21 protein-coding genes and 1 tRNA gene are annotated in these 25,674 nt (G+C 68.6%); 15 read left to right on the top strand and 7 right to left on the bottom strand.

The features are described from left to right. Positions 1-18: 18 nt before the first annotated feature. The 4 genes from ACWZHB_RS34165 to ACWZHB_RS34150 all read left to right on the top strand — a co-directional run bounded on the left by ACWZHB_RS34165 (position 19) and on the right by ACWZHB_RS34150 (position 3,238). Positions 19-1,377 carry a metallophosphoesterase gene (locus ACWZHB_RS34165; protein ID WP_427905796.1) on the top strand — a complete coding sequence of 453 codons (1,359 nt, stop codon included), beginning with the start codon at positions 19-21 and terminating at the stop codon, positions 1,375-1,377. A gap of 85 nt (positions 1,378-1,462) precedes the next feature. After that, positions 1,463-1,534 (top strand) — tRNA-Cys (locus tag ACWZHB_RS34160). Between the two features lie 38 nt (positions 1,535-1,572). After that, a complete protein-coding gene (locus ACWZHB_RS34155) occupies positions 1,573-2,160 on the top strand; it encodes a MarR family winged helix-turn-helix transcriptional regulator (RefSeq protein ID WP_427905795.1) in 588 nt (195 codons plus the stop codon). 25 nt (positions 2,161-2,185) lie between these two features. Continuing rightward, positions 2,186-3,238, top strand: a complete 1,053-nt coding sequence (locus tag ACWZHB_RS34150) for a hypothetical protein (protein ID WP_427905794.1) — start codon at positions 2,186-2,188, stop codon at positions 3,236-3,238. 11 nt (positions 3,239-3,249) lie between these two features. Here ACWZHB_RS34150 and ACWZHB_RS34145 read toward each other — a convergent pair whose 3' ends face one another. Further along, positions 3,250-4,044 (bottom strand): enoyl-CoA hydratase, encoded by a 795-nt coding sequence (locus ACWZHB_RS34145; RefSeq protein WP_427905793.1) that lies wholly within the window; start codon positions 4,042-4,044, stop codon positions 3,250-3,252. A gap of 165 nt (positions 4,045-4,209) precedes the next feature. On the opposite strand from ACWZHB_RS34145, the gene ACWZHB_RS34140 reads away from it, so the two are divergent. Then, positions 4,210-4,761 carry a hypothetical protein gene (locus ACWZHB_RS34140; protein WP_427905792.1) on the top strand — a complete coding sequence of 184 codons (552 nt, stop codon included), beginning with the start codon at positions 4,210-4,212 and terminating at the stop codon, positions 4,759-4,761. Position 4,762: 1 nt separating this feature from the next. On the opposite strand, the gene ACWZHB_RS34135 is transcribed toward ACWZHB_RS34140, so the two are convergent. Next, positions 4,763-5,722, bottom strand: a complete 960-nt coding sequence (locus tag ACWZHB_RS34135; protein ID WP_427905791.1) for a DUF2157 domain-containing protein — start codon at positions 5,720-5,722, stop codon at positions 4,763-4,765. A 136-nt stretch (positions 5,723-5,858) separates the two neighbouring features. Between ACWZHB_RS34135 and icmF the strand changes: the two genes are divergently transcribed. Further along, entirely contained in the window at positions 5,859-9,068 is a 3,210-nt protein-coding gene (icmF, locus tag ACWZHB_RS34130) for a fused isobutyryl-CoA mutase/GTPase IcmF (RefSeq protein ID WP_427905790.1), read from the top strand. Between the two features lie 81 nt (positions 9,069-9,149). Then, positions 9,150-10,217 (top strand): amidohydrolase family protein, encoded by a 1,068-nt coding sequence (locus ACWZHB_RS34125; protein WP_427905789.1) that lies wholly within the window; start codon positions 9,150-9,152, stop codon positions 10,215-10,217. Positions 10,218-10,310: 93 nt separating this feature from the next. Here the strand turns inward: ACWZHB_RS34125 and ACWZHB_RS34120 are convergent, their stop codons facing one another. After that, positions 10,311-11,060, bottom strand: a complete 750-nt coding sequence (locus ACWZHB_RS34120; RefSeq protein ID WP_427905788.1) for an SWIM zinc finger family protein — start codon at positions 11,058-11,060, stop codon at positions 10,311-10,313. Continuing rightward, on the bottom strand, positions 11,060-13,864 hold the full coding sequence (locus tag ACWZHB_RS34115) for a DEAD/DEAH box helicase (RefSeq protein ID WP_427905787.1): 2,805 nt from the start codon (positions 13,862-13,864) through the stop codon (positions 11,060-11,062). Before ACWZHB_RS34115 ends, ACWZHB_RS34120 begins: the two co-directional genes overlap by 1 nt. A gap of 199 nt (positions 13,865-14,063) precedes the next feature. Between ACWZHB_RS34115 and ACWZHB_RS34110 the strand changes: the two genes are divergently transcribed. Beyond that, a complete protein-coding gene (locus ACWZHB_RS34110; protein WP_266296226.1) occupies positions 14,064-14,426 on the top strand; it encodes a hypothetical protein in 363 nt (120 codons plus the stop codon). Positions 14,427-14,504: 78 nt separating this feature from the next. Beyond that, positions 14,505-15,191: an HNH endonuclease family protein gene (locus ACWZHB_RS34105; RefSeq protein WP_427905786.1), complete on the top strand. Its 687-nt coding sequence runs from the start codon at positions 14,505-14,507 to the stop codon at positions 15,189-15,191. Positions 15,192-15,269: 78 nt separating this feature from the next. On the opposite strand, the gene ACWZHB_RS34100 is transcribed toward ACWZHB_RS34105, so the two are convergent. Both ACWZHB_RS34100 and ACWZHB_RS34095 read right to left on the bottom strand, forming a co-directional pair. Then, positions 15,270-16,100 carry a sulfurtransferase gene (locus ACWZHB_RS34100; RefSeq protein ID WP_427905785.1) on the bottom strand — a complete coding sequence of 277 codons (831 nt, stop codon included), beginning with the start codon at positions 16,098-16,100 and terminating at the stop codon, positions 15,270-15,272. 87 nt (positions 16,101-16,187) lie between these two features. Further along, positions 16,188-17,024, bottom strand: coding sequence for a helix-turn-helix transcriptional regulator (locus ACWZHB_RS34095; RefSeq protein ID WP_427905784.1), 837 nt, complete (start codon positions 17,022-17,024; stop codon positions 16,188-16,190). Between the two features lie 121 nt (positions 17,025-17,145). Here ACWZHB_RS34095 and ACWZHB_RS34090 point away from each other — a divergent pair, with 121 nt between their 5' ends. Both ACWZHB_RS34090 and ACWZHB_RS34085 read left to right on the top strand, forming a co-directional pair. Continuing rightward, entirely contained in the window at positions 17,146-18,381 is a 1,236-nt protein-coding gene (locus tag ACWZHB_RS34090; protein ID WP_427905783.1) for an MFS transporter, read from the top strand. A 155-nt stretch (positions 18,382-18,536) separates the two neighbouring features. Beyond that, on the top strand, positions 18,537-19,739 hold the full coding sequence (locus ACWZHB_RS34085) for a benzoate/H(+) symporter BenE family transporter (protein ID WP_427905782.1): 1,203 nt from the start codon (positions 18,537-18,539) through the stop codon (positions 19,737-19,739). 120 nt (positions 19,740-19,859) lie between these two features. On the opposite strand, the gene ACWZHB_RS34080 is transcribed toward ACWZHB_RS34085, so the two are convergent. Continuing rightward, a complete protein-coding gene (locus ACWZHB_RS34080; RefSeq protein WP_427905781.1) occupies positions 19,860-20,354 on the bottom strand; it encodes an Lrp/AsnC family transcriptional regulator in 495 nt (164 codons plus the stop codon). Between the two features lie 171 nt (positions 20,355-20,525). On the opposite strand from ACWZHB_RS34080, the gene pdhA reads away from it, so the two are divergent. The 4 genes from pdhA (at position 20,526) to ACWZHB_RS34060 (ending at position 25,405) form a co-directional block, all read left to right on the top strand. Next, the gene (gene pdhA, locus ACWZHB_RS34075; RefSeq protein WP_427905780.1) at positions 20,526-21,608 is read left to right on the top strand and encodes a pyruvate dehydrogenase (acetyl-transferring) E1 component subunit alpha; all 1,083 of its coding nucleotides are present in this window, start codon (positions 20,526-20,528) and stop codon (positions 21,606-21,608) included. Continuing rightward, positions 21,605-22,579 (top strand): alpha-ketoacid dehydrogenase subunit beta, encoded by a 975-nt coding sequence (locus ACWZHB_RS34070; RefSeq protein ID WP_427905779.1) that lies wholly within the window; start codon positions 21,605-21,607, stop codon positions 22,577-22,579. The genes pdhA and ACWZHB_RS34070 overlap by 4 nt, the downstream gene beginning before the upstream one ends. After that, a complete protein-coding gene (locus ACWZHB_RS34065) occupies positions 22,579-23,913 on the top strand; it encodes a dihydrolipoamide acetyltransferase family protein (RefSeq protein WP_427909385.1) in 1,335 nt (444 codons plus the stop codon). Before ACWZHB_RS34070 ends, ACWZHB_RS34065 begins: the two co-directional genes overlap by 1 nt. 88 nt (positions 23,914-24,001) lie before the next feature. Continuing rightward, on the top strand, positions 24,002-25,405 hold the full coding sequence (locus tag ACWZHB_RS34060; protein WP_427905778.1) for a uracil-xanthine permease family protein: 1,404 nt from the start codon (positions 24,002-24,004) through the stop codon (positions 25,403-25,405). The last annotated feature ends 269 nt before the right edge of the window (positions 25,406-25,674 follow it).

The raw sequence follows: 25,674 nt of genomic DNA, 5'->3' as shown, positions 1-25,674 counted from the left end.
GTCGTTACTCTCGGTGACATGGGCTGCTGCGGAGCGTCGCGCCGGACAGTGCTCGCCGCGGCGGCGGGCGCGGCCTTCGCCACCTTGCTCCCGAGTCCTGTTGCCGCGCAATTCGATCCGCTGATCGCGCTCGATCTGGAGATCGTCACCGTGACCGAACGTGGCGTGGTGCTGACCTGGACCACGTTCGGTCTCGATCGAGCAGGTCGGCCGGTCCCGGTCCCCGCCGACACCGAAGTGCGCCTGGCCCCGGCAGATTCACCCCGCGAGCCGGTCACCGTCTACCACGACGACACCCGAACCCCCTACCACTACGCCGAACTCGACAACCTCGAGCCGGGTCGGCCCTACCGATTCCTGGCGCTGTCCGACGGAATTCGCGCCCTGCCGGGCCCGACCCTGACCACCTCGACACCCGGCGCACCCGAAGCTCGCGGCGAATTCACCACGCTCACACCGCCTCCCGGCCGGGTGCTGCACACCATCGCCCTGGCCAATGACGTGCACTACGGCGAAACAGTGAGCGGCATCGTGATCGCGGGTTTCCCCCCTGGATACCAGAGCGATCCACCGTATCCACAGTTCATGCTCGATGCGCTGCTCGCCGATGTCAGCGCCCACGACGCCGCCCTGCTCCTGCTGGCGGGCGACCTCACCAACGAGGCCACCGCCGACGAATCCCGTTCCATCCGTGCGCATCTGGACAGCTGGGGCACCCTCGGCACCGACTACCTGGTAGCCCGCGGCAACCACGACCGCCCCCACCCCGGTTACCCGGATTGCACCGACTGCTGGGGCGAGCACTTCCTCCCCCGCCAGCAACTGACCGAACACCACCTCGGCGACCTACGCATCCTCGGCCTCGACACCAGCGCCCCGGACGCGGCGGGCGGCACCATGGACCGCCCGCAACTCGACGCCCTCGCCGAAACCCTGCGCGCCGACCCGGACCGCCCGACCATCGTGTTCGGCCACCACCCCGTCACCGCGGAATCGGGCTTCACCAACATCGGCGGCCCCGCCTTCGTCCTCGACCGCACCGCCGCCCTCGAACTGCAAACCCTCTACCAGCGGGCACCGGGCGTCTTCCTGCACCACAGCGGCCACACCCACCGAACCAGACGCACCCGCGCGGACCTACCGTGCGCGGTCGAATTCCTGGAAGTCGGCGCGGTGAAGGAGTACCCGGGCGGCTACTGCCTGTTGACCGTCTACGAGGGCGGCTACCGGATCAATTTCCACAAGACCCGCACCGATGACGCCCGCCGCTGGAGCTCGCTGACCCGCGGCCAGTACTTCGGCACCGCCCCGGACTACCTGCTCGGCACGCTCGACGACCGCAATCACGTCGTCGCGCGGGATTTCTCCGGACTTTGATTCACCCGCCGCCTCCTGATCATTGGGATCACGCTGATCCGAACCCTCGCCGCGAACACCGACGCACGGCACTATCAAAGGCGAGGCGGGCGTGGCTGAGAGGTTGAGGCAACGGTCTGCAAAGCCGTCTACGCGGGTTCAATTCCCGCCGCTCGCTCTGTGGGAAAGCGGCTGGGTCGTGGAATGATCGTTTTCATGTCACGGCCCAGACCGCTCCCCCAAGACCCCATCGCCGAGGCCTACCGGCAGTGGGTGGCGCATGGCTGGGAGCCGGTCGCCGACGGCATGGCGCTGGTGACCTCGCTGGTTCGGGCGCAGCAGATCGTGATGGCGCGGGTCGACGAGGCGCTCAAGCCGTCCGGGCTGACCTTCTCTCGCTACGAGCTCTTGCAGCTGCTCAGTTTCAGCAAGACCGGCGCCCTGCCGATGGCCAAGGCGAGTGCGCGGCTACAGGTGCATCCGACGAGCGTGACCAACACCGTCGATCGGCTCGAAGCGGCCGGGCTGGTGGTTCGCGTACCACACCCCAGCGACCGGCGGGCAACACTCATCGAAATCACCAGTGCCGGAAGGAAATCCGTGGCCGAAGCCACGGCGGCGCTCAACGCCGAGGTGTTCGCCGAGCCCGGTCTGCCCGCCGACCAGGGCCGCGACCTGTTGCGCCTGCTGGCACAGTTCCGGCACGACGCGGGCGATTTCGAGACCGACGATCCGGAAAACCTCGCATTCCACGCGACCTGGCAATCGACGGGGGAATCTTCGGCCGATACCCTTGGCAGCTAGCGCAAAAAGGTCCACGATGTAGCCCATGGTGCTGATCCTCGGGGTATCGGCGGGCGCGGGTGGAGCCCGTGCCGTGCTGACCCATTCCGATCAGCCGCACATGCCGCCCATCGACCGGATCCAGGTGCCGCGGCGGGCGGGCGGCTCGATCGAGGAATCGGTCCTCACCGCGATCCATCGCATGCGCGCGGCGGCGGCCGACCGCGACGAGTACATCTCCGGCACCGCCGTCACCTGTCGCAGCGAACTGCAAGCCGACGCGATCAGGGCTGCCGCGGGCCAGGCCGATTTCGCGATCGTCGACGAACCGCTGGCCCAGTTGCGCTATCTGCGTTTCACCGGCCTGCTGCCCGCCACCGACTCGGTGATGCTCTACGACCTCGGCAGTTCCGGCTTGACCATCACCCACGCCGATTGCCGCACCGAAACGATCCTCGCGGGCAAACGCAGCACCGTCCTCAGCGGCAACGGCTACGACGCACTCCTGCGCTGGCAACTCGCGCGCAGTGGCGTCTGCGCCGACACACACGCCAGCCGCGAACACCGAGAATCGTTGAGCCGCACCAGAGTTGTCACCGCCACCGACGCCGACACCGGCGGCCGCACGGTACTCACGCGCAGCGATCTGGCCGCGCTATGCGAAGCGGGACTGCATCATTCGGCCTCGTTCGTGCGACTGCTGATCGAAGAGACCGGGGTGGAACCGGGCGCCATGGCACTGCTCGGCGGCTGCGCCCGCAACCCGAATCTGCGTGCCGATCTGGCCCAGCTGATCGGCTTGCCGATCGTGTACGACCCTGAGCCGGAATATGTTTCGGCGCGCGGCGCGGTGCTGCTGTGCGCCCGCCGCCCCTCGGCGCGGTTACGGATGCCGCGCCGGGGCGCGAGCGTCGTCGGCGGGGAACCACGCGTCGGCCGCCGAAAACTTCTGGCCGCGGTCGCGGTGACGGCCACCCTCGGTGGCACGGTCGTCGGCCTGCTCAGCAACGACAATTCCCCGGCGCGGTCCCCCGAACAGGGCACCGCGCCGAGTACCGCGCACTTCATCGACGGCGCGCCACAGTGGAAACCGAACTAGCGCGACGACAATCAGCGGTTGGTGAAGTTCGGCGGACGCTTCTCGACGAAGGCGGCCATGCCTTCCTTCTGATCCTCGGTCGCGAACAGCGAATGGAACACCCGTCGCTCGAACAGCAGCCCCTCGGCGAGCGTGCTCTCGAACGAGCGGTTCACCGCCTCCTTGGCGATCATCGCGACCGGCAGCGACATCGACGCGATGGTCTGCGCGGCCTCCAGCGCGGTGTCGAGCAGTTCGTCGGCGGGCACCACCCGCGAGACGAGCCCGGAGCGCTCGGCTTCCTCGGCGCCGATCATCCGGCCGGTCAGGATCAGATCCATCGCCTTGGCCTTGCCGATCGCGCGGGTGAGCCGCTGCGAGCCGCCGATGCCGGGGATCACGCCAAGGGTGATCTCGGGCTGGCCGAACTTGGCGGTGTCGGCGGCGATCAGGATGTCGCACAGCATCGCCAGCTCACAGCCGCCGCCGAGCGCGTAGCCGGAGACGGCGGCGACGGTGGGCTTGCGGAAGTTGGCCAGCCGGTCCCAGCGGGCGAAGTAGTCGGCCAGGAACATGTCCATGTACGACTTCGGCGCCATCTCCTTGATGTCGGCTCCCGCCGCGAAGGCCTTCGCCGAGCCGGTGATCACGACGGCGCCGATGGAGTCGTCGCCGTCGAGCTCGTCGAGCGCGGCGATGACGTCGTCGAGGACCTGGGCATTGAGGGCGTTGAGGGCCTTCGGCCGGTTCAGGGTGATCCAGCCGACCCCGCCTTTACCGTCGGTACCGCCCTTGCGCTCCAGCAGAATCGTCTCGAAATCGGTCACGGGCCACCCTCTTGTCGATCAACGGTTACGGATGACGCAGACCATACCGAGCCGCGCCTCGCTCCGGTGACGCGTGTCCGCGGCGAGCCGACGAAGTAGGCGTCCACCTGCGGCACGCCGGATGTGACGCATTCCACCGCGCCCGATTTGCGGCACAATCAGGGCATGGGCAGCGACCACTTCGTGCGGATCACCCGCCTGCGCGCACTGATCGACCACGAGAACACCGGCGCGGGCGAGCGCGCCACGGCCGAACGAATGCTGGAGCGGCTACTGCGAAAAGCAGTGGACCACAACCCTTCCGGTGCCGGCGCGGACCGCGTCTACGGCTCGCGGCACCACCGCGCGGGCCGGCACGCGAGCACCGCGTCGATCGTCGAATCGGTCCGCGAGGACATCGCCTTCGCCCGCACTTTCGTCGCCAAGGGCGGTCCCGGCGAGGTCACCGTGCACAGCCCCCTCGCCGCGGCCCCCGCCGAACTCACCGTCGCCGTCACCACCCCGTTCGCCGACCAGATCGTCGTCACCATCACCGACATCCCGCCCGCCTGGGGCTGGGAACCCGACGAATTCGACCGCATCATCGCCACCGAGGACCTGCGCCGACTCGCCGACGAGCTAGCCGAGATCATCGACAGCTACAACCACGACGGCGCCGACGTCGGCCCGCGATTCTTCCGCACGATCCGCGCCCAGGAAACCACCCTGATCCGCTGATTCACCCTGCCCGGCCCGGCCCTTGCCGAGCGAGCAGGACGACCAGGCCGACCGTGAGTACCAGCGCGCCGACCGCCAGCACCACGCTCGCGACGGCCGGACCCCCGCTGGTGTGGTCGGCCACCACCTGCACCACCGCGACCGCGATCCCCGCCGCACCACCGAGCACCAGGACGGCATCGCGGCGGATCGCGTACAGCACGAAGCAGAGCACCCCGATCAGCGCGGTCAGCCCGGGCCGCCACAGCGATTCGCCGAACGTCACCGACTGCGCGCCGACCACCGCGATCACCCCACCGAGGACGTATCCGGCCCATTCGGCCACGAGCAACCGGGCCGACGCCAGCCCGAACCACACCGCGCCGAACCCCATCAGCGCGATCCCCTGCCAGGGCGAACGGACGTCGAACAGTGCCGAGGTCACGCCCAGAATGCTCGCGACCCCGAACCCCGCCACGGCGACCATCCCGAGCACGCTCGGCACCAGCAGATATCCGAGCGTCGCGACGACCAATCCGGCGACCGACGCTTCCTCGCCGTACCGGCCGAACACCGTCGCCACCGCTGCGGTCACCGCGACCGCCGCCAGCACCGCCAGCACCGCGGCCAACCTGACCCGACCCGCCGAGACGATCGGCACCCGGCGGAACACCCCGGCACACCCATCGGCCAACACCACCGCACCCCACATCGCGCACCCGGCCACCACCGCCAGCAACACCACCCGCCCCGACTGCGCGACCTGCGCCCACGCCTTGTCGACGAACAGCCCGAGGCCCGCCGCCACCAGTCCGGCCCCGAGATAGGCCACGATCTCGGCGGCTACCCTGCCCCGGCACGCGCGCCCGGCCCGCTCCTGCTCGTCGACCGCCCACAGCACCGCTGTCCGCTGCGCCCCGCTGATCACCCCGGACGCCACCAGTCGCTCCAACGCCACCGCCACCCGATGCTCGCGAACCATCCGTCGAGTATGTCGACCTGCGGCGACGATTCCGCCGATACCCGGACGGGGCGTTTCGCGGCGAGGTGACGACGTTCACAGTAGAATTACTTTGATGTCCTAATATTGGGCGATCTACCACATGGCGGAGGCAGTCATGAGCCTGCACGTTCCTACGAATCCGGTGCGGTTCGTGACCTCGGCGGCCCTGTTCGACGGGCACGACGCGGCGATCAACATCATGCGGCGGATTCTGCAGGCCCAAGGCGCCGAGGTGATCCATCTCGGGCACAACCGGTCGGTACGCGAGATCGTCGACGCGGTGATCGAGGAGGACGTGCAGGGCGTGGCGGTGAGCTCGTATCAGGGCGGGCACATCGAGTTCTTCGAATACCTGGCCGAGGCGCTGCGCGAGGCAGGCGCGGGTGAGGTGCGGATCTTCGGTGGCGGCGGCGGGGTGATCGTCGCCGAGGAGATCGAGCGGCTCGCGGCCTGCGGCGTGCGGATCTTCTCCCCCGAGGACGGCCAGCGACTCGGTCTGCCCGGGATGATCAACGAACTGATCGAGCTGTGCGATGTGGACCCCGCGCGCAATGCTCCCGACCTCGACGCCCTCTACACCGGCGACCGGAATGCCTTGGCGCGCACCATCACCTGCCTGCAGCAGGGTGCGCTGACGGAGACGGATCGAGCCGCGATCGTAGCGGCGGCGAACACGCGGCGGGTGCCCGTTCTCGGCATCACCGGCACCGGCGGCTCCGGAAAGTCCTCCCTCACCGACGAATTGGTGCGCCGACTGCGCACCGACCAGCAGGACAAGCTGCGCATCGCCGTCCTCGCGGTCGACCCGACCCGCAGGCGAGCGGGCGGCGCCCTGCTGGGTGATCGCATCCGGATGAACGCCCTCGACGGCGATCACGTGTACTTCCGTTCGCTGGCCACCCGGGGCAATCACGAACTGCCCGACGATGTCGACACCATGATCGCCGCCTGCCGGGCCGCCGGGCACGACCTGATCATCCTCGAGACTCCCGGCATCGGCCAGGGCGACGCGGGCATCGTCGATCACGTGGATGTGGCGCTGTATGTGATGACGCCGGAGTTCGGCGCCGCCTCCCAGCTCGAGAAGATCGACATGCTCGACTACGCCGACGTCGTCGCGATCAACAAGTACGAGCGCCGTGGCGCGGCCGACGCGGTCCGCGATGTGGCGCGCCAATTGATCCGCAACCGGGCGGAATTCGGCGCGAGCCCCGGGGACATGCCGGTCTTCGGCACCAGCGCGGCGACGTTCGACGACGATGGCGTCACCGCGCTGTACCAGCACCTCACCGGCCTGCTCACCGAGCACGGCCTGACCCTCGAAGCAGGTGCACTGCCCCGCGTCGACACCAAAATCTCCACCCGATTCGCACAGCTGGTCCCTCCGTCGAGGGTTCGGTACCTGGCCGACATCGCCGACACGGTGCGCGGCTACCACGCCGATACCCACCGCGAAGTCGCTGCCGCCCAACGTATTCAACGGCTCGCACTGGTTCACGAAGAGCTGCCCGACGACGCGGCCGTCACCGATCTGCTCGATCGAGCCCGCCCCACCCTCTCCGCTGCCTCGACCGCCGCATTGGCCGAATGGCCCACGGTCGCCGAGAGCTACCGTGGCGAGGAACAAGTGGTCCGCATTCGCGATCGCGAACTGCGCACGCCCCTGCGTCGCGAATCACTGTCCGGCACCAGCATTCCCCGCGTCGCCCTGCCCCGATTCACCGACGACGGCGAACTGCTGCGGTTCCTGCGCGCCGAGAACCTCCCCGGCCGATTCCCGTTCACCGCGGGTGTTTTCCTCTTCAAACGGGACAACGAGGACCCGGCCAGAATGTTCGCGGGCGAGGGTGACCCGGCCCGCACCAATCGCCGCTTCAAGGTACTCAGCGCCCACGCCGAAGCCACCCGGCTGTCCACCGCGTTCGACTCGGTAACCCTCTACGGCCACGATCCGGCCGATCGCCCCGACATCTACGGCAAGGTGGGCACCTCGGGGGTCTCGGTGGCCACCGTCGAGGACATGCGCACCCTGTTCGACGGTTTCGACCTGCTGGCGCCGACCACCTCGGTCTCGATGACCATCAACGGCCCGGCGCCGACGATCCTCGCGTTCTTCCTCAACACCGCGATAGATCAAGCACTGCAACGGTTTTGCGATGCCGAAGGTCGCGAGCCGACCGCCGGGGAAGCCGCCGGGATCCGGGCGCACACGCTGTCGACCGTGCGCGGCACCGTCCAGGCCGACATCCTCAAGGAAGACCAGGGCCAGAACACCTGCCTGTTCTCCACCGAATTCAGTCTGCGCATGATGGCCGATGTGCAGGAATGGTTCGTGCGCAACGATGTCCGCAATTTCTATTCGGTGTCGATTTCGGGATATCACATCGCCGAGGCCGGCGCGAACCCCATCAGCCAGCTCGCCTTCACCCTCGCCAACGGCTTCACCTATGTGGAGACCTATCTCGCGCGTGGGCTGGCGATCGACGACTTCGCGCCGAATCTGTCGTTCTTCTTCTCCAATGGCATGGACCCCGAATACACGGTGATCGGCCGGGTCGCCCGCCGGATCTGGGCGATCGCGATGCGCGAGCGGTACGGCGCGGGTGAACGCGCCCAGAAACTCAAGTACCACGTGCAGACCTCTGGGCGCTCGCTGCACGCACAGGAAATGCAGTTCAACGACATTCGCACCACCCTGCAGGCGCTGATCGCCGTCTACGACAATTGCAACAGCCTGCACACCAATGCTTTCGACGAGGCGGTGACCACCCCCACCGAGGATTCGGTGCGCCGCGCACTGGCGATTCAGCTCATCATCGCCAAGGAATGGGGGCTGGCCGTCAACGAGAATCCGCTGCAGGGCAGTTTCATCGTCGACGAGCTCACCGATCTCGTCGAGGAGGCCGTACTGCTGGAATTCGAGCGGATCAGCGAACGCGGCGGAGTACTCGGCGCCATGGAGACCGGCTACCAGCGTGGCCGCATCCAGGACGAGTCCATGCGCTACGAGCAGCGCAAACACGATGGATCGCTGCCGATCGTCGGGGTGAACACCTTCCGCGGCCGCGACGACGGTGCCGAGCACGCCCCGCTGGAATTGGCCCGCGGCACCGAAACCGAACGCCGTTCCCAGCTGGACCGGCTGCACAGTTTCCAGGCCGGGCACGCCGAACAATCGCATCGCGCGCTGGCCCGGCTCACCGAGGTGGCGCATACCGACGGCAATATTTTCGATGTGCTCATGGACGCGGCGCGCGTCTGCACATTGCAGCAGGTCACCGATACTTTCTTCGCCGTGGGTGGGCAATATCGGCGCACTGTTTGAGCAGCGTAATCCGTCGCTCGCCGCCGCTGGCGTGTGACAATCGCCGAGAGCTTTGTCGGCGGCGGCGATGGGACGCACAGCATGGATCTGACCGACTTCGACATCATCGATGCCCATATTCACCAGTGGGATCCGCACGCCACGCCACGCGAGTTCAGCAGGATGGCGAAACTGATGCGCTATCTGCCAGTGCCGGTCGATATCGCGGCGAAGCTGGCGCCGCGCCGCGACCGTGAATTCGTCGGCGACCCCACTGCCTACCTTCAGCCTTATCTGCCCGCCGACTATCGCGCGGACCTGGGAAACACGCCGGTCGAATCGGTGGTGGAAATCGAAGCGGAGTGGACGGGCTGGAAGCCCGACGAGACGCGGTGGGTGGCGAGCCTGCCGTTCGGCGTGGACACACCCACCTTGGCCACCATCATCGGCGCGGCCGACCCCGCCGCGGCCGATTTCGGTGCGGTGCTCGATGCGCATCAGTCCGCGTCGCCGCTGTTCCACGGTATCCGGGCGATGGTCGCCTACCACCCCGATCCAGCCGTGAAGTCCTTCACCGCGCACGACGGCGCGCTCACGGCCCCGGCGTTCGTCGACGGCTTCGGGCAGCTCGCCGAGCGTGGGCTCTCGTTCGAGGCGTGGGTGTATTCGGGGCAGCTGCCCGATGTGACGGCGCTGGCCGAACGGTTCCCCGAGGTGCCGATCGTGCTCGACCATCTCGGCACGCCCGCGGGGATCTTCGGGCCGGTCGGCAAAGACACCGGGCACACCGCCAGGCAGCGGCAGGTGCTGTTCGATCGGTGGCGCGACGATGTCACCGATCTGGCCGCGCAACCGAACGTGCTCGCCAAAGTGAGCGGACTGATGATGCCGGTACTCGGGCATCCGGTACCACCACGTGGCACCTCGACGCCCGTGCCGACACTGCTCGGGCGGGTGGGTCCGCTGCTGGCGCACGCGCTGACGGTGTTCGGCGCCGACCGGCTGATCTGGGGGTCGAACTTTCCGGTCGACAAGCCGATCACCAGCATCGTCGGGGCCGTCGAGGCGGTGGCCACCGGGCTGAGCGACGCGGGGGCGAGCACCGATGACCTGCGGAAGGCGTTCGGCGGCAACGCCGTCCGGTTCTACCGGATCGAGCCGACCACCTGAATCGCCGCGCACCCGCGCCGGTGTCGGTGGACGGGCGGCACCGACCGGACCGACGAGTTCTTCCACATCGTCCGCCGCGGCAGCCAGCGAGACTCAGCTGTCGAATTCGGCATAGAGCGAACGTAATTCGCGCAGTCCGGTTGCCGCGGTCGGTTCGTCCTCGGCGGACATCCGCAGCGCGCGGCGCAGCGGGATCGCGTCGAGGTCGTCGATGACGGCGTGGAATTCGATCCGTGGCAGCTCGGGCAGGGCCAGGTCGTCACCGTAGGGGTCGTCGGAATCGGCGGTGCGCGTGGACTTCTCGACGCCGCCGATGAGAGTCTCGAGGTCGAGGCCGCGCAGGGTGAGGATTTCGCTGGGCTGTTCGTCCAGACGTTCGGCGAGCAAGTAGCAGACCGCGGCGACGTGCTTGCACGGCCAGCCCATGTCCGGACAGCTGCAGGTGAAGTCCAGTTCCGAGGCGGTGGTCGGCAGCAGGTGCGGCCCGAGCGCGGGTGGGAGCGCGCCCGAGGCGATCTCGGCGAGCATGCCGGGCGCCTGTCTGATCTCGGCCAGCAGCAGTTCGACCTCTTCGTCGCGCAGCGGGCGGATCGACAGCACCGAGGTGAACGGGCTCGGCTGGCTGCCCTGCACCTCCGCGGTCACCGCGCCGCGTTCGATCCGGTAGTTCACCACCTGCCCGGCCCTGGCGTAGGTGCGACCACGCGAGAGCCTGCCCGCGTCGGCCACCTTCTCCACCGCGTCGAGCAGCGCCTTGCCCCACCAGGTTCGCCCGAACCCGCCGCGCGCCTTGGCGCCGCCGCGGACCGGCTTACGCGGACCGAACTGACTGAAGTCGGTCATCAGTCACCCACCGCCTCGGCACCGAGGGTGAACAGCTCACGCAGCTCGTCGGTGCTCATCTCGGTGATCCAGTTCTCCCCCGCGCCGACCGCCAGATCGGCCAATTGCTTTTTCCCGTTGATCATTTCGCCGATCCGCTCCTCGATGGTGTCGACGCACACCAGCTTGCGGACCTGCACCGCGCGCTGCTGGCCGATCCGGAACGCGCGGTCGGTGGCCTGGTTCTCGACGGCCGGATTCCACCAGCGATCGAGATGGATCACGTGATTGGCGGCGGTGAGGTTGAGGCCGGTGCCGCCCGCCTTGAGTGAGAGCAGCATCAGCGGCGGGCCGTTCTCGCCCTGGAAGCTGGTCACCATGTCGTCGCGGCGCTGCTTGGTCACGCCGCCGTGCAGGAACGGGATCGGGGCGCCGAAGCGTTCGGTGAGGTAGGGCAGGATCAGGTCGCCGAATTCGCGGAACTGGGTGAAGAGCAGGGCTTTCTCGCCGTCGGCCTGGACCGCGTCGAGCACGTCCTCCACCAGCGCCAGCTTGCCGGAGCGGTGACCGCCGCGGCGCAGGATCGGCGAGCCGTCGCCCAGGTAGTGCGCGGGGTGGTTGCAGACCTGTTTGAGCCTGGTCAGCGCGCCGAGCACAGCACCCTTGCGCGCCATGCCTTTCGCGTCTTCGAGCTTCTCCAGCATGTCGTCGACGACGGCCTGATAGAGGGCGGCCTGTTCGACGGTGAGGTTGGCCCGCACCGTCATCTCCAGCTTCTCCGGCAGGTCGCTGATCACCGTCGGATCGGTTTTGAGCCTGCGCAGCACGAACGGGTCGGTGATCAAGCGCAGCCTGTCGATGGCTTGCTGGTCGCGTTCGCGTTCGATCGGCACCGCGAACTTGGCGCGGAACGATTGCGGGCTGCCGAGCAGTTTCGGCATGGCGAAGTCGAACAGGGCGCGCAATTCCTCCAGGCGGTTCTCGACCGGAGTTCCGGTGAGCGCCAACCGATGTCGAGCAGTGAGGGCCCTGGCCGCGCGCGCCTGCCTGGTCACCGCGTTCTTGATGTGCTGGGCTTCGTCGAGCACGATCCGCTCCCACTGCTGTTCGCTCAGCAGGGTGACGTCGCGTGCCAGCAGGGCGTAGGTCGTGACGACCAGGTCGCAATCCCGCACCGCGGCAGCGAATTCCGCGCCGGTCAGCCGGCTCGGGCCATGGTGGACCAGCACCCGCAGATCCGGCGTGAACCGCTGCGCTTCCCGCTGCCAGTTGCCCACCACCGACATCGGACACACCAGCAATGTCGGCCCGACACCGGCCCCAGCCTCCGCGGCTTCGCGTTCGTGGGCCAGGAGCGCCAGCACCTGCACGGTCTTGCCCAAGCCCATGTCGTCGGCCAGGATCGCGCCGCAGTTCAGCCTGCTCATCGTGGCCAGCCAGCTCAGGCCGCGTTCCTGATAGGGGCGGAGCTGGGCTTTCAGGCCGACCGGTATCGCGACCGGCTCGGGTTCGCCTTCCCTGGCGAACAATTCGGCCGCCCACCCGTCGGCGGTGACCTCGGTGACCGGGACGTTGTCGACCCGCTCGGTGGCGAGTTCGCCGATCATGTCGGCCAGGGTGATCGGGCTGTCGTCGGCGTGCTGGGCGACGTAGCGGGCGGCGGCGGCCAGCGCTCGATGGTCGGCCTGCACCCACTCGCCGCGCAACTGGACCAGATCCGACTTGCTGCTGATCAGCCGTTCCATCTCGGCCGGTGTGAGTACCAGGTCACCGAGCGCCAATTCCCAACGGTAGGAGAGCAATCCGCTCAGCCCGACCGTGGATTCGGCGGCGGCGGGGCTGCTCACGCGCAACCGCATGCTCGGTTCGGCGATGTTCCAGGCACGCGGCAGCAGCAGCCGGATTCCGGCTTCCTGCAAGGCATGTGCGCCGTGGGCCACCAGATCGGCGACGACCTCGGTGGGTAGCAGCAGGTCGAGACCGCGCGGATCGGTGGGCAGGTCGCGTAGGCGCGGGTAGGCCTTACGCGCTTGGCCGAGCTTCTCCGCCGCCGTGCGTACGAGCACTGGATCATCTTCGAAGACAACCGGTTTCGGCGCGTCGTCGACCGGGCGCAGACAGACCTGCAGCCGCCACAGCGCCACCGATTCGTCGGCGGTGCCGAACTCACCGTCGGGTTCACACAGGCGAAGCACGAGTTCCGGTTCGTCGGCGGCATAGCCTTCCCGCCACTGCGACAGCGTTTCGGACAGGCGGTAGGAGCCGACGTCCAACGGAGTATCGGCGATCAACGCGGCAAGCAGCGGGTGCGTCATCGTGCGATGGGTGAGGTATTCGCGAGCGATCGGATCGGTGAGGTGGTTGCACAGATCCTCGAGCACGGCGGCGGGCGGACCGGCGACCCGCAGCGCCGGTGGCATCGCGGCGGCCAGCTCGGCCAGCCACGCTCGTTGACGTTGGCCGCCGACCAGCCGCCAGCGCACCCACCACTGGCCGTCGGCCCGCTCGATCTGCGGCACGACCCGGCCGGCCCGTACCCACCGTTCGATACCGCGCGCGACGTGCGCGAGGAACCGCAGATCGCCGGAGATGTGCTCGCGCGGGAGCCTGCTGCGCAGCACAACGGCCGCCGTCGGTGGCGCGAGCGCGTGCGCGCGAACCTCGGCGGTCGCCGGCTGACCCGCGGCATCGACGACAAGCACCTGGGCGCGATGCCGGAACCTGGCGCGGTCCAAGATGTCGCCAAGTACCGACCCCACGGCGACCGGGTCCGCGTCGTGCCACAGCAGTAGGCCCGATTCGGGGGACCACAGACCGTGCAGCATGGGTCCCATCCAAGCAGGCGGCACCGACATCGATCGCGGCCGCCATACCCCTGGATTTCTCGCCGCAACGAGAACATACTGAAATAACCCCTGGTCACGGGCCGGAACACCCACCGGCGACAACTCCATACACACCCAGGCGAACCGGCTCGATCCGGTTCGGCCGATGACCCCCTTGTAATTCGTGCGGAGGGAAACGATGACGATTCTGCTCCAGGTACTCGAGCAGAGCTACACCCCCAACACCCCATGGGAACGGCGCAAGTTCACCTTCATCGACACTACGAAAATCCTCGGCATGCGCCTGGACGGTCAAGCAGGCGTCTGGCTCGATCTGTCGCGACCGGGCGAATCCCAGCGCCTGGCCCACACCATCGACCCGCGGGAATCCATCACCTTCCTACTCACCGTCTTCGCCAAGATCGCCGAATGCGAAGAGCGCGGCGGCTCCTGGCTGGTCGGCCACGACGGCGCCCACATCTCCTCGATCGCCGCGACCCGCTTCCCACCCCGCACCGCGGACCTGGAAGCCGACGACCTGCTGGCCCGCGCCTGGTTATAGGCCGCCGCGCCGGCGCAGGCGGGCCTTGTTCCTGCCTGCGGCCATTGTTGTCGGTGCCTGCGGCTACAACCTGCAGGTATGCGGAAACTGGCGTGGTTGCTCGTCGTGGCGCTCGCGACTGCCGGGTGCGGGGTGATCGGGCTGGATGAGCCGGTCGCTCCCGCACCGGGAAGTCCGACGCGCGCGCAGGTGACGGCCCTGCTCGACAAGGTGCGTGTCATCGCGTCGCGACCCCACCCCGGCGGTTACGAACGTGGCTGCAAGGCGGGCCAGGCCTGCGTGTTCGGACCGGCCTGGACCGACGACTCCGATGCCCCCGGCAGCCACGACGGCTGCGACACCCGCAACAACGTCCTGGCGATGCAATTGCGCGAGGTAGTGCATCGCGGCCGCTGCGTGGTCGTCGCGGGGATCCTCACCGACCCCTACACGGGAACCGACATCGACTTCACCAAGTCGGACGGCGGCCGCATCCAGATCGACCACGTCTACCCGCTGGCCGCCGCCTGGGACATGGGCGCCGCTTCGTGGACCCCGGACAAACGCCGCCGCTTCGCCAACGACCTCGCGGTGAATCTCCTCGCGACCGGCGCCGCCACCAACCAAGCCAAGGGCGACGACACCCCCGCCGCCTGGCTACCCCCGGCCCGCGCCAACCACTGCTTCTACGCAGCCAAGTACCTCACCGTCGCCGTCGACTACGACCTCCCGATCACCGCCGCCGACAACGCCACCCTCCACGACGTCGCCCGCGGGTGCCCGTGAGCCCGGGTGTGCCCGCAGCTGGTCCGAGCCGGTGCCGCCACACCACTGACGCGGTCGTTGGCGAACTCCCAGCAGCGCCTACTCTCCGGTCGCCACAGCCCGCTTCGGGTCGTTCGACCACTGCGAGTACGAACCCGGGTAGAGCGCGGCGTCGATGCCCGCGACGGCGAGGGCCGCGATCTGGTGGGCGGCGGTGACGCCGGATCCGCAGTACACGGCGACCGGGCCCGCACCGAATCCCGCGAAGCGCGCGCGAAGGTCATCGACACTTCGGAAATGCCCTGTGCCATCCAGATTTTCGGCAGTCGGCGCGCTGACGGCACCAGGGATATGTCCGGGGCGTGGATCGATCGGTTCGACCTCGCCGCGGTACCGCTCACCAGCGCGCGCATCGAGCAGCACACCAGACCATTTCGCCGTGGCGTCGGCGTCGATCACCGGCAGCCCGCCGGGTCGCACCACCAGGTCGCCGCCGACCGGATCCGGTTCGGCGCCGGTCGCTAGATCCCCACCGGCCGCGAGCCAAGCGGGCAGCCCGCCGTCGAGGATGCGCACGTCGTCCACACCTGCCCAGCGCAGCAGCCACCACGCCCTCGCGGCCGCCGTGCCGCCGGTCGCGTCGTAGACCACCACGGGTTCGCCTGCACTCAATCCCCAACTGCGCGCGCACTTCTCGAAGGTTCCCGGATCGGGGAGCGGGTGGCGGCCACGCGCGGGTGAGGGAGCCGCGGCGAGTTCGGTCTCCAGGTCGACGAAGACCGCGCCCGGGATATGCCCGTCGAGATAGTGCTGCGGTCCGTTCGGATCACCGAGCGCCCACCGCACATCGAGCAGATGGATCTTCTTGTCCGCCAGCTCTTTCCGAAGCACAGCCGAGGAGATCAACACCGCGCCCAAACCCACTCCCATCGAAGCCCCCGCCTGCGAAACCGTTGCCGACACTGTACTCGAGGCACAAGGGACGAGGCCCGAGGGCGGAACGGCGGGGCAGCGCGGCTACGAAAAGGACCTGAGCGGGTCGTGGGACTCGTGCTGGAGCTCGGCGATGGCTTCGGTCGTCTGGTCGTCCGCCGGGAGGAAGACGACCAACTGCTGGGTGTCCGAGGCCAGTTCGAGCGTCTCACGCACCAGCCGGAGCTGGTGTCCGTCCGGGTGGCTGAGCCGGAGCGTGCCGCGGCGCGGAATCACCCGGCTGTACAGGCGGCCGGTGAACTCCGGTCCGGCGATGGGGGCGAGCTCGGCGGTGAGCCACTCCAGGTTCTCCAGCGACGGCGCCTGCCACAGGTCGAAGGCCTGCTCGTCCGCGACGTCGTCCCAGTCGACGAAGAACGACCGGGCACGGGGGTCGGTGAACAGATAGCGGTTGAGGTTCGGCTGGGCGACGTCGAGCAGCCCCGTTCCCCTGGTGACCGACTGGAAGCCACTGGTACGGGCCAGGATGTCGCCCAGCCGATTGGTCACGATGGCGACACCGGGTTCGAGGAGGCGCAGCGTCCGCAGCACGGAAGGCCGTACCTGCCGGGACGGCGGTACGGGCCGGATCTGCACGGCGCACTCACCGCCGGTGATCTTCGCGAGGTAGCGCAGGTGGTTGCGCTCGGAGGGGTCGAGGCCGAGGGCCTCGGCGAGCGAGTTGACGACCGTCGGTGAGGGATTGCGGTCGCGCCCCTGCTCGATGCGAGTCAGATACTCGACGCTGATGCCCGCCCCGGTGGCGAGCTCCAGCCGGCGCAGACCGGGTGACCGCCGCCGGCCCCGTTCCGGAAGCCCGAGGGATTCCGGCTGGATGCTGTCCCGCTTGGCCCGGATGAAATTCCCCAACGGAGTCCCCATGAGGCCAAGGTACCGGGCGAGTTGACGGCCAGGCGGGGAAGACCTTGCGGAGGGTGACCCTCCGGGGGCTAGCCAAGATACGGCCTCGTTGTTCGCCGGCTGTCGCTCGATGATGTTCGGCATGGAGAACATGTCGACGCGGCGCTCCGGTCAGGCGTTGCTGGCGTTCGGGCTGCTCGTAGTGGCGGCCAATCTGCGGGCGAGTCTGACCGGCGTCGGGCCGTTGCTGGACCAGGTGCAGGCGGACCTCGGACTGGCACCGAGCGCGGCGGGCCTGCTGAACACACTGCCGTTGCTGGCGTTCGCGGCGCTGTCCCCGATGGTGCCGCGCATGGCCACGCGGTGGGGAGCCGAACGGCTCCTCGGGGGTGCGTTGGTGGTACTGACCGTGGGAATCGCGGTGCGCTGGCTGCCGACGGCCGTCGGGCTGTTCGCGGGAACCGCACTGATCGGTGCGGGCATCGCCGTGGGCAACGTGCTGCTGCCGAGTCTCATCAAGCGCGACTTCCCCACCAAGGTGGGTCTGCTGACCAGCGCCTACGCCACCGTGATGGGCGGTGTCGCCGCCATCGCTTCCGGCGTTGCGGTGCCGATCAGCGAGGTCGCCCCTGGCGGCTGGCACACCGCCCTTGGCTGGTGGGGGCTGATCGCGGTGGTGGCCTTCCTGGTGTGGCTGCCCCAGATACGGACCGGGCAGACCTCCCCGCAGGCGGTTCGCGGGCACCGGCTGCCCTGGCACTCGGGGCTGGCGTGGGCGGTCACGGCGTTCATGGGGCTGCAGTCGCTGGGCTTCTACGTCGTCGTGACCTGGCTGCCGCAGGTGTTCCAGGACAACGGCCTCAGCGCCGCGGCGGCGGGCTGGCTGCTGTTCCTGTTCCAGGCGATCGCGGTGCTGACCAGCCTGGCGGTGCCCGGTGCGCTGCGGTGGGCGCGCGACCAGCGGGCGCTGGCGACGGGGTGCTCCGCGATCATGCTCCTCGGCTATATCGGACTGTTCTTCGCACCGGGCTTGGCCCTGCTGTGGAGCGTGGTCCTCGGCCTGGGCGGCGGAGCCTGTCTGGTGCTCGCGCTGGCCTTCATGAGCATGCGGGCCAAGGACGCCACCTCGGCGGGCGCGCTGTCGGCGATGGCCCAGTCGGTCGGCTATCTGCTGGCCGCCGTCGGGCCGGTGGTCTTCGGGCTGCTGCACACCGTCGGTTCGGACTGGAAGGCGCCGCTCACGCTGATGTGCGTCGCTGCGGCGGCCCAGACGGCCGTGGCGCTGGTGGCAGGCCGGGGCACGGTGCGACCGGCGGACGGCCCCGAGGCCGAGGGCACCCCCTCGACACCGGAACGCGCCTCCTCGCCCAGCCACTGATCATCCGGCAGTGTTGCGAGGCATCGCCGACCGGGAGAGTGGCGACATTCACGGGCCGGTCGCGCAACTGGACTGGCCTGCGGATCGCACGAATCAGTCCAGTTTCGCAAGACTGGCAGGCGACGGCTTCGGATCGGTCGGGCAATATCTGCACAATGTCGCAGGTCTCCACCACTTCCGCCGATGCCGCCGAGAAACCGGCGGGTATCGCGCAGCCGCTCGGGGCGGGAGCGATCACCGCACTGGTCGGCTTCACGAGTTCGTTCGCGGTGGTGCTGAGTGGTTTGCGCGCGGTAGGGGCGAGCCCGGCGCAGGCCGCGTCGGGGTTGCTGATCCTGTGCTTCACGCAGGGCATCGGCATTCTGTTGCTGAGTTTCCGGTACCGGATACCGATCACCCTGGCCTGGTCCACGCCCGGCGCTGCGCTGCTCGCGAGCACCGGGTTGGTGGCCGGTGGCTGGCCGGGCGCGGTCGCGGCCTTCGTGGTGACCGGCGTGCTGATCGTGATCACCGGGCTGTGGCAACGGCTCGGCTCGCTGGTCGCCGCGATCCCCGTGCCGATCGCGCAGGCGATGCTGGCCGGTGTGCTCGTGCCGCTGTGTCTGGCCCCGGTGCAGGCACTGCGCACCTCACCCGCCGTGGTGGTGCCGGTCATCGTGGTGTGGCTGGTGCTGCAACGGTTCGCACCCAAGTGGGCAGTGCTCGTCGCCTTCGCGACGGCAGCCGTCGGCACCGGCATCGACATCGCCGTCAACGACCGGCACCTCGACCTGTCCGCCATGGTACCGACGGTGGAATGGACTGCGCCCCAGTGGCATTGGCAGGCCATCATCGGCATCGCGATCCCGCTCTACATCGTCACCATGGCCTCCCAGAACATCCCCGGCGTCGCGGTGATGCGCTCGTTCGACTTCCAGGTCCCCTGGCGCCCGGCCATGCTCGTCACCGGCATCGGCACCATCCTCGGCGCGGCAGCGGGCGGCCACGCGATCAATCTCGCCGCCATCAGCGCGGCCCTCGCCGCAGCGCCGGCCGCCAGCCCCGACCCCAAACGCCGCTGGATCGCCGCAGCCACCGCTGGCGCGAGCTACCTCATCCTCGGCCTCGCCTCCGCCGCCCTGGTCACCCTCATCGCCGCGGCCCCGGCGGGCACCATCGAAACCGTCGCGGGCCTGGCACTGCTCGCCACCCTCGCCGCCGCCCTGACCGGCGCCCTCAGCGACCCAGCCCACCGCATGGCAGCCCTCGTCACTTTCCTCGTAGCGGCCTCCGGCACCACCCTGTTCGGCATCGGCGGCGCCTTCTGGGCGCTGGTCGCCGGGCTCGTCGTTCGCCGGTTCCTCCCGACCGGCACCTGACCGGCCGCTTTCGGTACGCGGTCAGCGGTCTCACCGGCCCGGTGCACCGCTATCGCCTGGCGCAGTCCGGTCGGTCCGACCCGACTCGAACCGCCGACTGGATTCATCGTTGGCGCGACTTCAGCTCGGGCCGGCCAGTCGGTCGAGGAGAGGGCCCGTGCGCGGACCGACGAGTTCGCGCATGACCAGGGCCATGTTGGTGCGTTCGACGCCGGGGATCTTCAGGATTCGGCCCGCGATGCGGTAGAGGTCGTCGGCGTCGCGGGCGACGATGCGGACGGTGAGGTCGGTGGCGCCGGTCATGCCGCAGACCTCGGTGACCTCGGGGACGTCGGCCAGGTCCTCGACGACGGCGTCGAGTCGGTGCTGGTCGACGACGACCGCGACGAACGCTGCCAGCGGGTAGCCGAGGGCGCGAGGTTCCACTCTGCGTTCGAAGCTGCCGAGTACGCCACCGCTGTCCCAGCGGGCCAGGCGCGCCTGCACGGTGTTGCGCGACAGGCCGAGGCGCGCCGCGAGTTCCACGCCGGTGGCGCGCGGGGTGGCGATCAACTCGCGCAGTAGCCGCGCGTCGGTGGCATCGAGCGTCACAGCGTCGGGTTCGCGACTTGTCATACAACGCAGTATGGCAGCGTCGACCCCCCGCAGATCATGCATTCTGCTCAGATGCGCGTGCCTCGCTTGCGCACCCCGCGTAATCGTGGATGCTGAGTGATACACATCGCACTCAGCGGAGTGGCGTACCTTCATCGGCCCACAAGGCCCGGTGGCGAGGAGGCGGTCACGATGTCGCAGAAGCAGACCTACCCGGTCCAGCTGGTGCAGCCCGACGGCCGTCGGGTGTTCGACAAAGAGCACGGCGCACTGGTCGCCGATGTCGATGCCGAGCGATTGCGGCAGCTCTATCGGGACATGGTGATCACCCGCCGGATCGACGTCGAAGCCACCGCGTTGCAGCGCCAGGGCCAGCTCGGATTGTGGCCGCCGCTACTCGGACAGGAAGCCGCGCAGGTCGGCTCTGCGCACGCGCTGCACCCCGATGACTACGTCTTCGGCTCCTACCGCGAAACCGCCGTCGCCTACTGCCGCGGCGTCCCGCCCGAGCAGCTCACCGCCCTGTGGCGCGGCGTCGCCCACCACTGCTGGGACCCGGACGAGGTCAAGATGACCAATGCCAATATCGTCGTCGGCTCCCAGGGCCTGCACGCCACCGGCTACGCCTACGCCGCCCACCTCGACGGCGCCGATATCGCCACCATCGCCTATTTCGGGGACGGCGCGACGAGTCAGGGCGATATCGCCGAGGCACTCGGATTCGCCGCGGCGTGGAGCGCGCCAGTCGTGTTCTTCTGCCAGAACAATCAGTGGGCGATCAGCGAACCGGTCGCCGTGCAGAGTCATACCCCACTGGTGCGCCGGGCCGACGGCTACGGGATTCCGGGCGTGCAGGTCGACGGCAACGATGTGCTCGCCGTCCTTGCCGTCACCCGCCAGGCCGTCGAACGCGCCCGCACCGGCGGCGGCCCCTCCTTCATCGAGGCGATGACCTACCGGATGGGCCCGCACACCACCGCCGACGACCCGACCCGCTACCGCACCGCCGCCGACACCGAGTACTGGGCGCAACGTGACCCCATCGAACGCGTGCGCCTGCTCCTCGAACGCGAAGGCGATCTCTCCGCCGAGTTCACCCAGCAGGTCACCGACGCCGCCGACGACGTCGCCCGCCGCCTACGCACCGCGACGATCGACATGCCCGACCCCGACCCGGAGCGGATGTTCGACAACGTCTACGCGACCGAGCACCCATTGATGACCGAAGAGCGCCAACAGTTCTCGGCCTACCTCGCCGAAGGAGCGCAGTCATGATCACCACCTTCGCCGCCGCCCTCAACACCGGCCTGCGCAACGCGATGGAAGACGACACCAAGGTCGTCTTGCTCGGCGAGGACATCGGTCGGCTCGGTGGTGTGTTCCGCGTGACCGACACGCTGCAGAAGGATTTCGGCGACAACCGCGTCATCGACACACCACTGGCCGAATCCGGCATCGTCGGAACGGCTTTCGGGATGGCGCTGCGTGGCTACCGACCGGTGGTGGAGATCCAGTTCGACGGTTTCGTGTATCCGGCGTTCGACCAGATCGTCTCCCAGGTCGCCAAGATCCACAACCGTACCGGCGGAAAAGTGAAGGCCCCGTTGACAATCCGCATTCCGTTCGGCGGTGGCATCGGCGCGGTCGAGCACCATTCCGAATCACCGGAGGTGTATTTCGCGCACACCGCGGGCCTTCGCGTTGTCGCACCGAGCACGCCCGCCGACGCGTATTCGATGATTCGCCAGGCCATCGCACTGGACGACCCGGTGATCTTCTTCGAACCGAAACGTCGCTATTGGGACAAGGCCGACGTAGATTTCGAAGGCGAACCGGATCTGCCACTGCACAAGGCCAGGGTCTGCACCCGCGGCGCCGATGCCACCGTGGTCGCCTACGGCGGCACCGTCGCCACCGCGCTCACCGCGGCGAAGATCGCTGCCGAGGAAGGACATTCGATCGAGGTGATCGACCTGCGCAGTCTCTCGCCGATCGACGTCGACACGATCGCGGAATCGGTGGAAAAGACCGGCAGGCTGGTCATCGTGCACGAGGCGCCCGTGTTCGCCGGGCTGGGCGCCGAGATCGCCGCCCGGGTCACCGAACGCTGCTTCTATCACCTCGAGGCGCCGGTGCTGCGCGTCGGTGGCTACGACATCCCCTACCCCCCGGCTAAGCTCGAAAAGCACCACCTGCCCGACCCCGACCGCATTCTGGCGGCGGTCGACCGCTGTCTAGCCGCGTGATGAAAGGTGCCCTCGTGCCGGAACCAGCCGCCAGCGACGACGGTCATGTTCTCGAATTCCGCCTGCCCGACCTGGGTGAGGGCCTGGCCGACGGCGACCTGGTGTCCTGGGCCGTCGCGGTCGGCGACACGGTGGAACTGAACCAGACCATCGCCGAGGTGGAGACCGCGAAGGCGGTGGTGGCGCTGCCGTCGCCGTTCTCGGGGGTGGTGGTCGAATTGCTGGCACAGCCCGGCGACACCGTACCGGTCGGCGCGCCGCTGATCCGGGTGCGCAACGATCTCGAGGTGAGTGCACCGCCTGCCGCCGAGCCGCGCACGAATGTGCTGGTCGGCTACGGCCCCGAGGCCGAATCCACCTCGCGGCGAAAGAAATCGACACCGTCGATGGCTTCGAACACACCGAGCACGCATCGTGCCGCCGCGACCCCGGCGGCCCGTAAGTTGGCCAAGGAACTCGGCATCGATCTGTGGTTCGTCGCGGGTTCGGGGCCGGAGGGCGCGGTCACCGTCGAAGACGTGCGCTCGGCCGTGCCGGTGACGCAGCCACGCACCCCCGCCCGCCTCGGTGCCATCGCGCCGACGCCGTCGAACGGCCATGCCACCGACGCCGACGGCCTGATCGAGCCGACCGCCCGCGAAGAACGCACCCCCATCGCGGGCATCCGCAAACGCACCGCCGCCGCGATGCAGGCCAGCTCACGCACGATTCCGCAGGCCAGCACCTTCGTCACCGTCGACTGCACCGCTTCGATGGAACTGCTCGACCATCTGCGCACCACCAAGTCTTTCGAGGGCCTCACGCTCACCCCGCTGGCGCTGGTCGCCAAAGCGACACTGGCGGCGATCGCGGAATATCCGGGCATCAACACCTCCTGGGATGAGCAGAATCAGGAGATCGTCACCAAGCACTATGTGAATCTGGGCATCGCGGTGGCCTCGGATCGTGGGCTGATGGTGCCCAATCTCAAGGAGGCGCAGTCACTGAGCCTGCGTGAACTGTGCCGCGAGATCAGCTGGGCGGCCGATACGGCCCGGTCCGGCAATGCCACCCCCAACGACCTGCGTGGTGGCACCTTCACCCTCACCAACGTCGGTGTCTTCGGCGTGGATTCCGGTGTCCCGCTGGTGAATCCGGGCGAGGCGGCCATCCTGTGCATCGGCTCGATCCGCAAGCGCCCCTGGGTGTTCCGCGACGAGCTGGCCGTCCGCTGGGTCACCACCCTCGGCCTCAGCTTCGACCACCGCATGATCGACGGCGAACTCGGCGCCCGCTTCCTCGCCACCACCGCCGGCTTCCTCGAAGATCCATTGACGCTGCTCAGCCGCATCTGAGCGGCGTTCCGACCGATATATCCGACCCGCAACGCCGACGAAACACAACGCGCACTCGCGGTAAAAAACGGGGGCTACAACCTGTTGTATGAGTGAGGCACATCCCGTCGACACCCGGCTGCCGTTCGCGCGGCAACTGGCGTTCGGCGTTCAGCACGTCCTGATCATGTACACCGGTTGCATCACCGTGCCGTTGGTCTTCGGTGCGGCCGCGGGGCTGGACCGGGCCACGATCGGGCTGTTGATCAGTGCTGATCTGCTGGTCGCGGGCATCATCACGCTGGTACAGAGTCTCGGTGTGGGCAAGCTGGCCGGTGCGCGGTTGCCGATCGTGTGTGGTGCCACGTTCGTCGGGCTCAACCCGATGATCCTGATCGCCAAGGAGTACGGCCTCGAGGCTGTGTACGGGTCGATGCTGATCGGTGGTGTGGTCGGTGTCGCGCTGGCGTGGCCGTTCGCGCGGGTGGTGCGGTTCTTCCCGCCGCTGGTCACCGGGACCGTGCTGACCGTGGTGGGGGTATCGCTGATCGGGGTCGCCGGGGGCCTGATCATCGGGACCGATCCGAAGTCGCCGAGTTTCGCCGCGCCGTCGAATATCGGACTGGCTGCCGTGGTGGTGCTGATCGCGGTCGCGTTCGTCTGCATCGGGCGCGGGGTGTGGTCGCAGCTCGGTGTGCTGATCGCGCTGATCGCGGGCATCGTGATCGCGCTGCCGATGGGCCTGATCACGACGGCGGGCGTCGGCACCGCCGACTGGATCGGCATTCCGCAACCGTTCCACTTCGGGTCGCCGCAGTTCCCGGTGACCGCGGTGGTGGCGATGAGCATCGTGATGGCCGTGGTGTTCGCCGAGTCGACCGCGAGCATGCTGGCGATCAGCGAGATCACCGGCAAACCGCTCGGCAAGGGCGATCTCGCGCGCGGTCTGGTCGGCGACGGTCTGTCGGGCGTGCTCGGCGGCGTCTTCACCGCGTTCGTCGACACGATCTTCAATCAGAATGTCGGCGCGGTCGCCACGACCAGGGTCTACAGCCGGTATGTGACCGCGGTGAGCGGGGCGATCCTGGTGGTGCTCGGGCTGGTGCCACGCATCGGTGAGGTGGTCGCGGTGATTCCGAAGCCGGTGGTCGGCGGTGTGGGGCTGGTGCTGTTCGCGACGGTCGCGGTCGTCGGCGTCACCACGCTGCTGAAAGCTGATCTGACGGACCGGGTCAACGCGACCGTCGCCGCCACCGCGATCGGTATCGGCCTGCTGCCGGTCTTCACCAAGGACATGTTCGACAAGTTCCCCACCTCCGCGCAGATCCTGCTCGACTCCGGCGTCACCCTCGGCGCGGCCACCGCGTTCCTGCTGAACCTGGCCTTCAACCACACCCCGCTCGGCGCCATGGCCCGCGCCGCGATCGTCAAACCGCCCGCGACGGAACCAAGCGCGACCGACGACGCACCGACGACCACCACCACCACCCCGAAACCCGCCGCCGCGATCTGATCTCGATCGCCCCCGGCCCATCGCGGCGGCACAGCACTGGGTAATGCGTGGCGCCGGCCTCGTCCTGCCGACCGAGCACACACCGACCGCAAGCCGACACAACCAGTACCGCCCGTAACCGCGGCCTCCACCACATCCCCAGCCCCGCACATCCCGACCCCGAGGAGGGATCGCCGACGAAGTCGGCGGTTCGCGCCCGTCCCGTCGATCAGGTGCCGTTGCGTAGGCGACGAAGGAGCAAGCAACGGCACCTGATCGACGGGACCGCC

The sequence above is a fragment of the Nocardia sp. FBN12 genome, assembly GCF_054031145.1.
The sequence above is the reverse complement of the archived record's forward strand: the minus strand, read 5'-3'. Positions and strand labels throughout refer to the sequence as shown.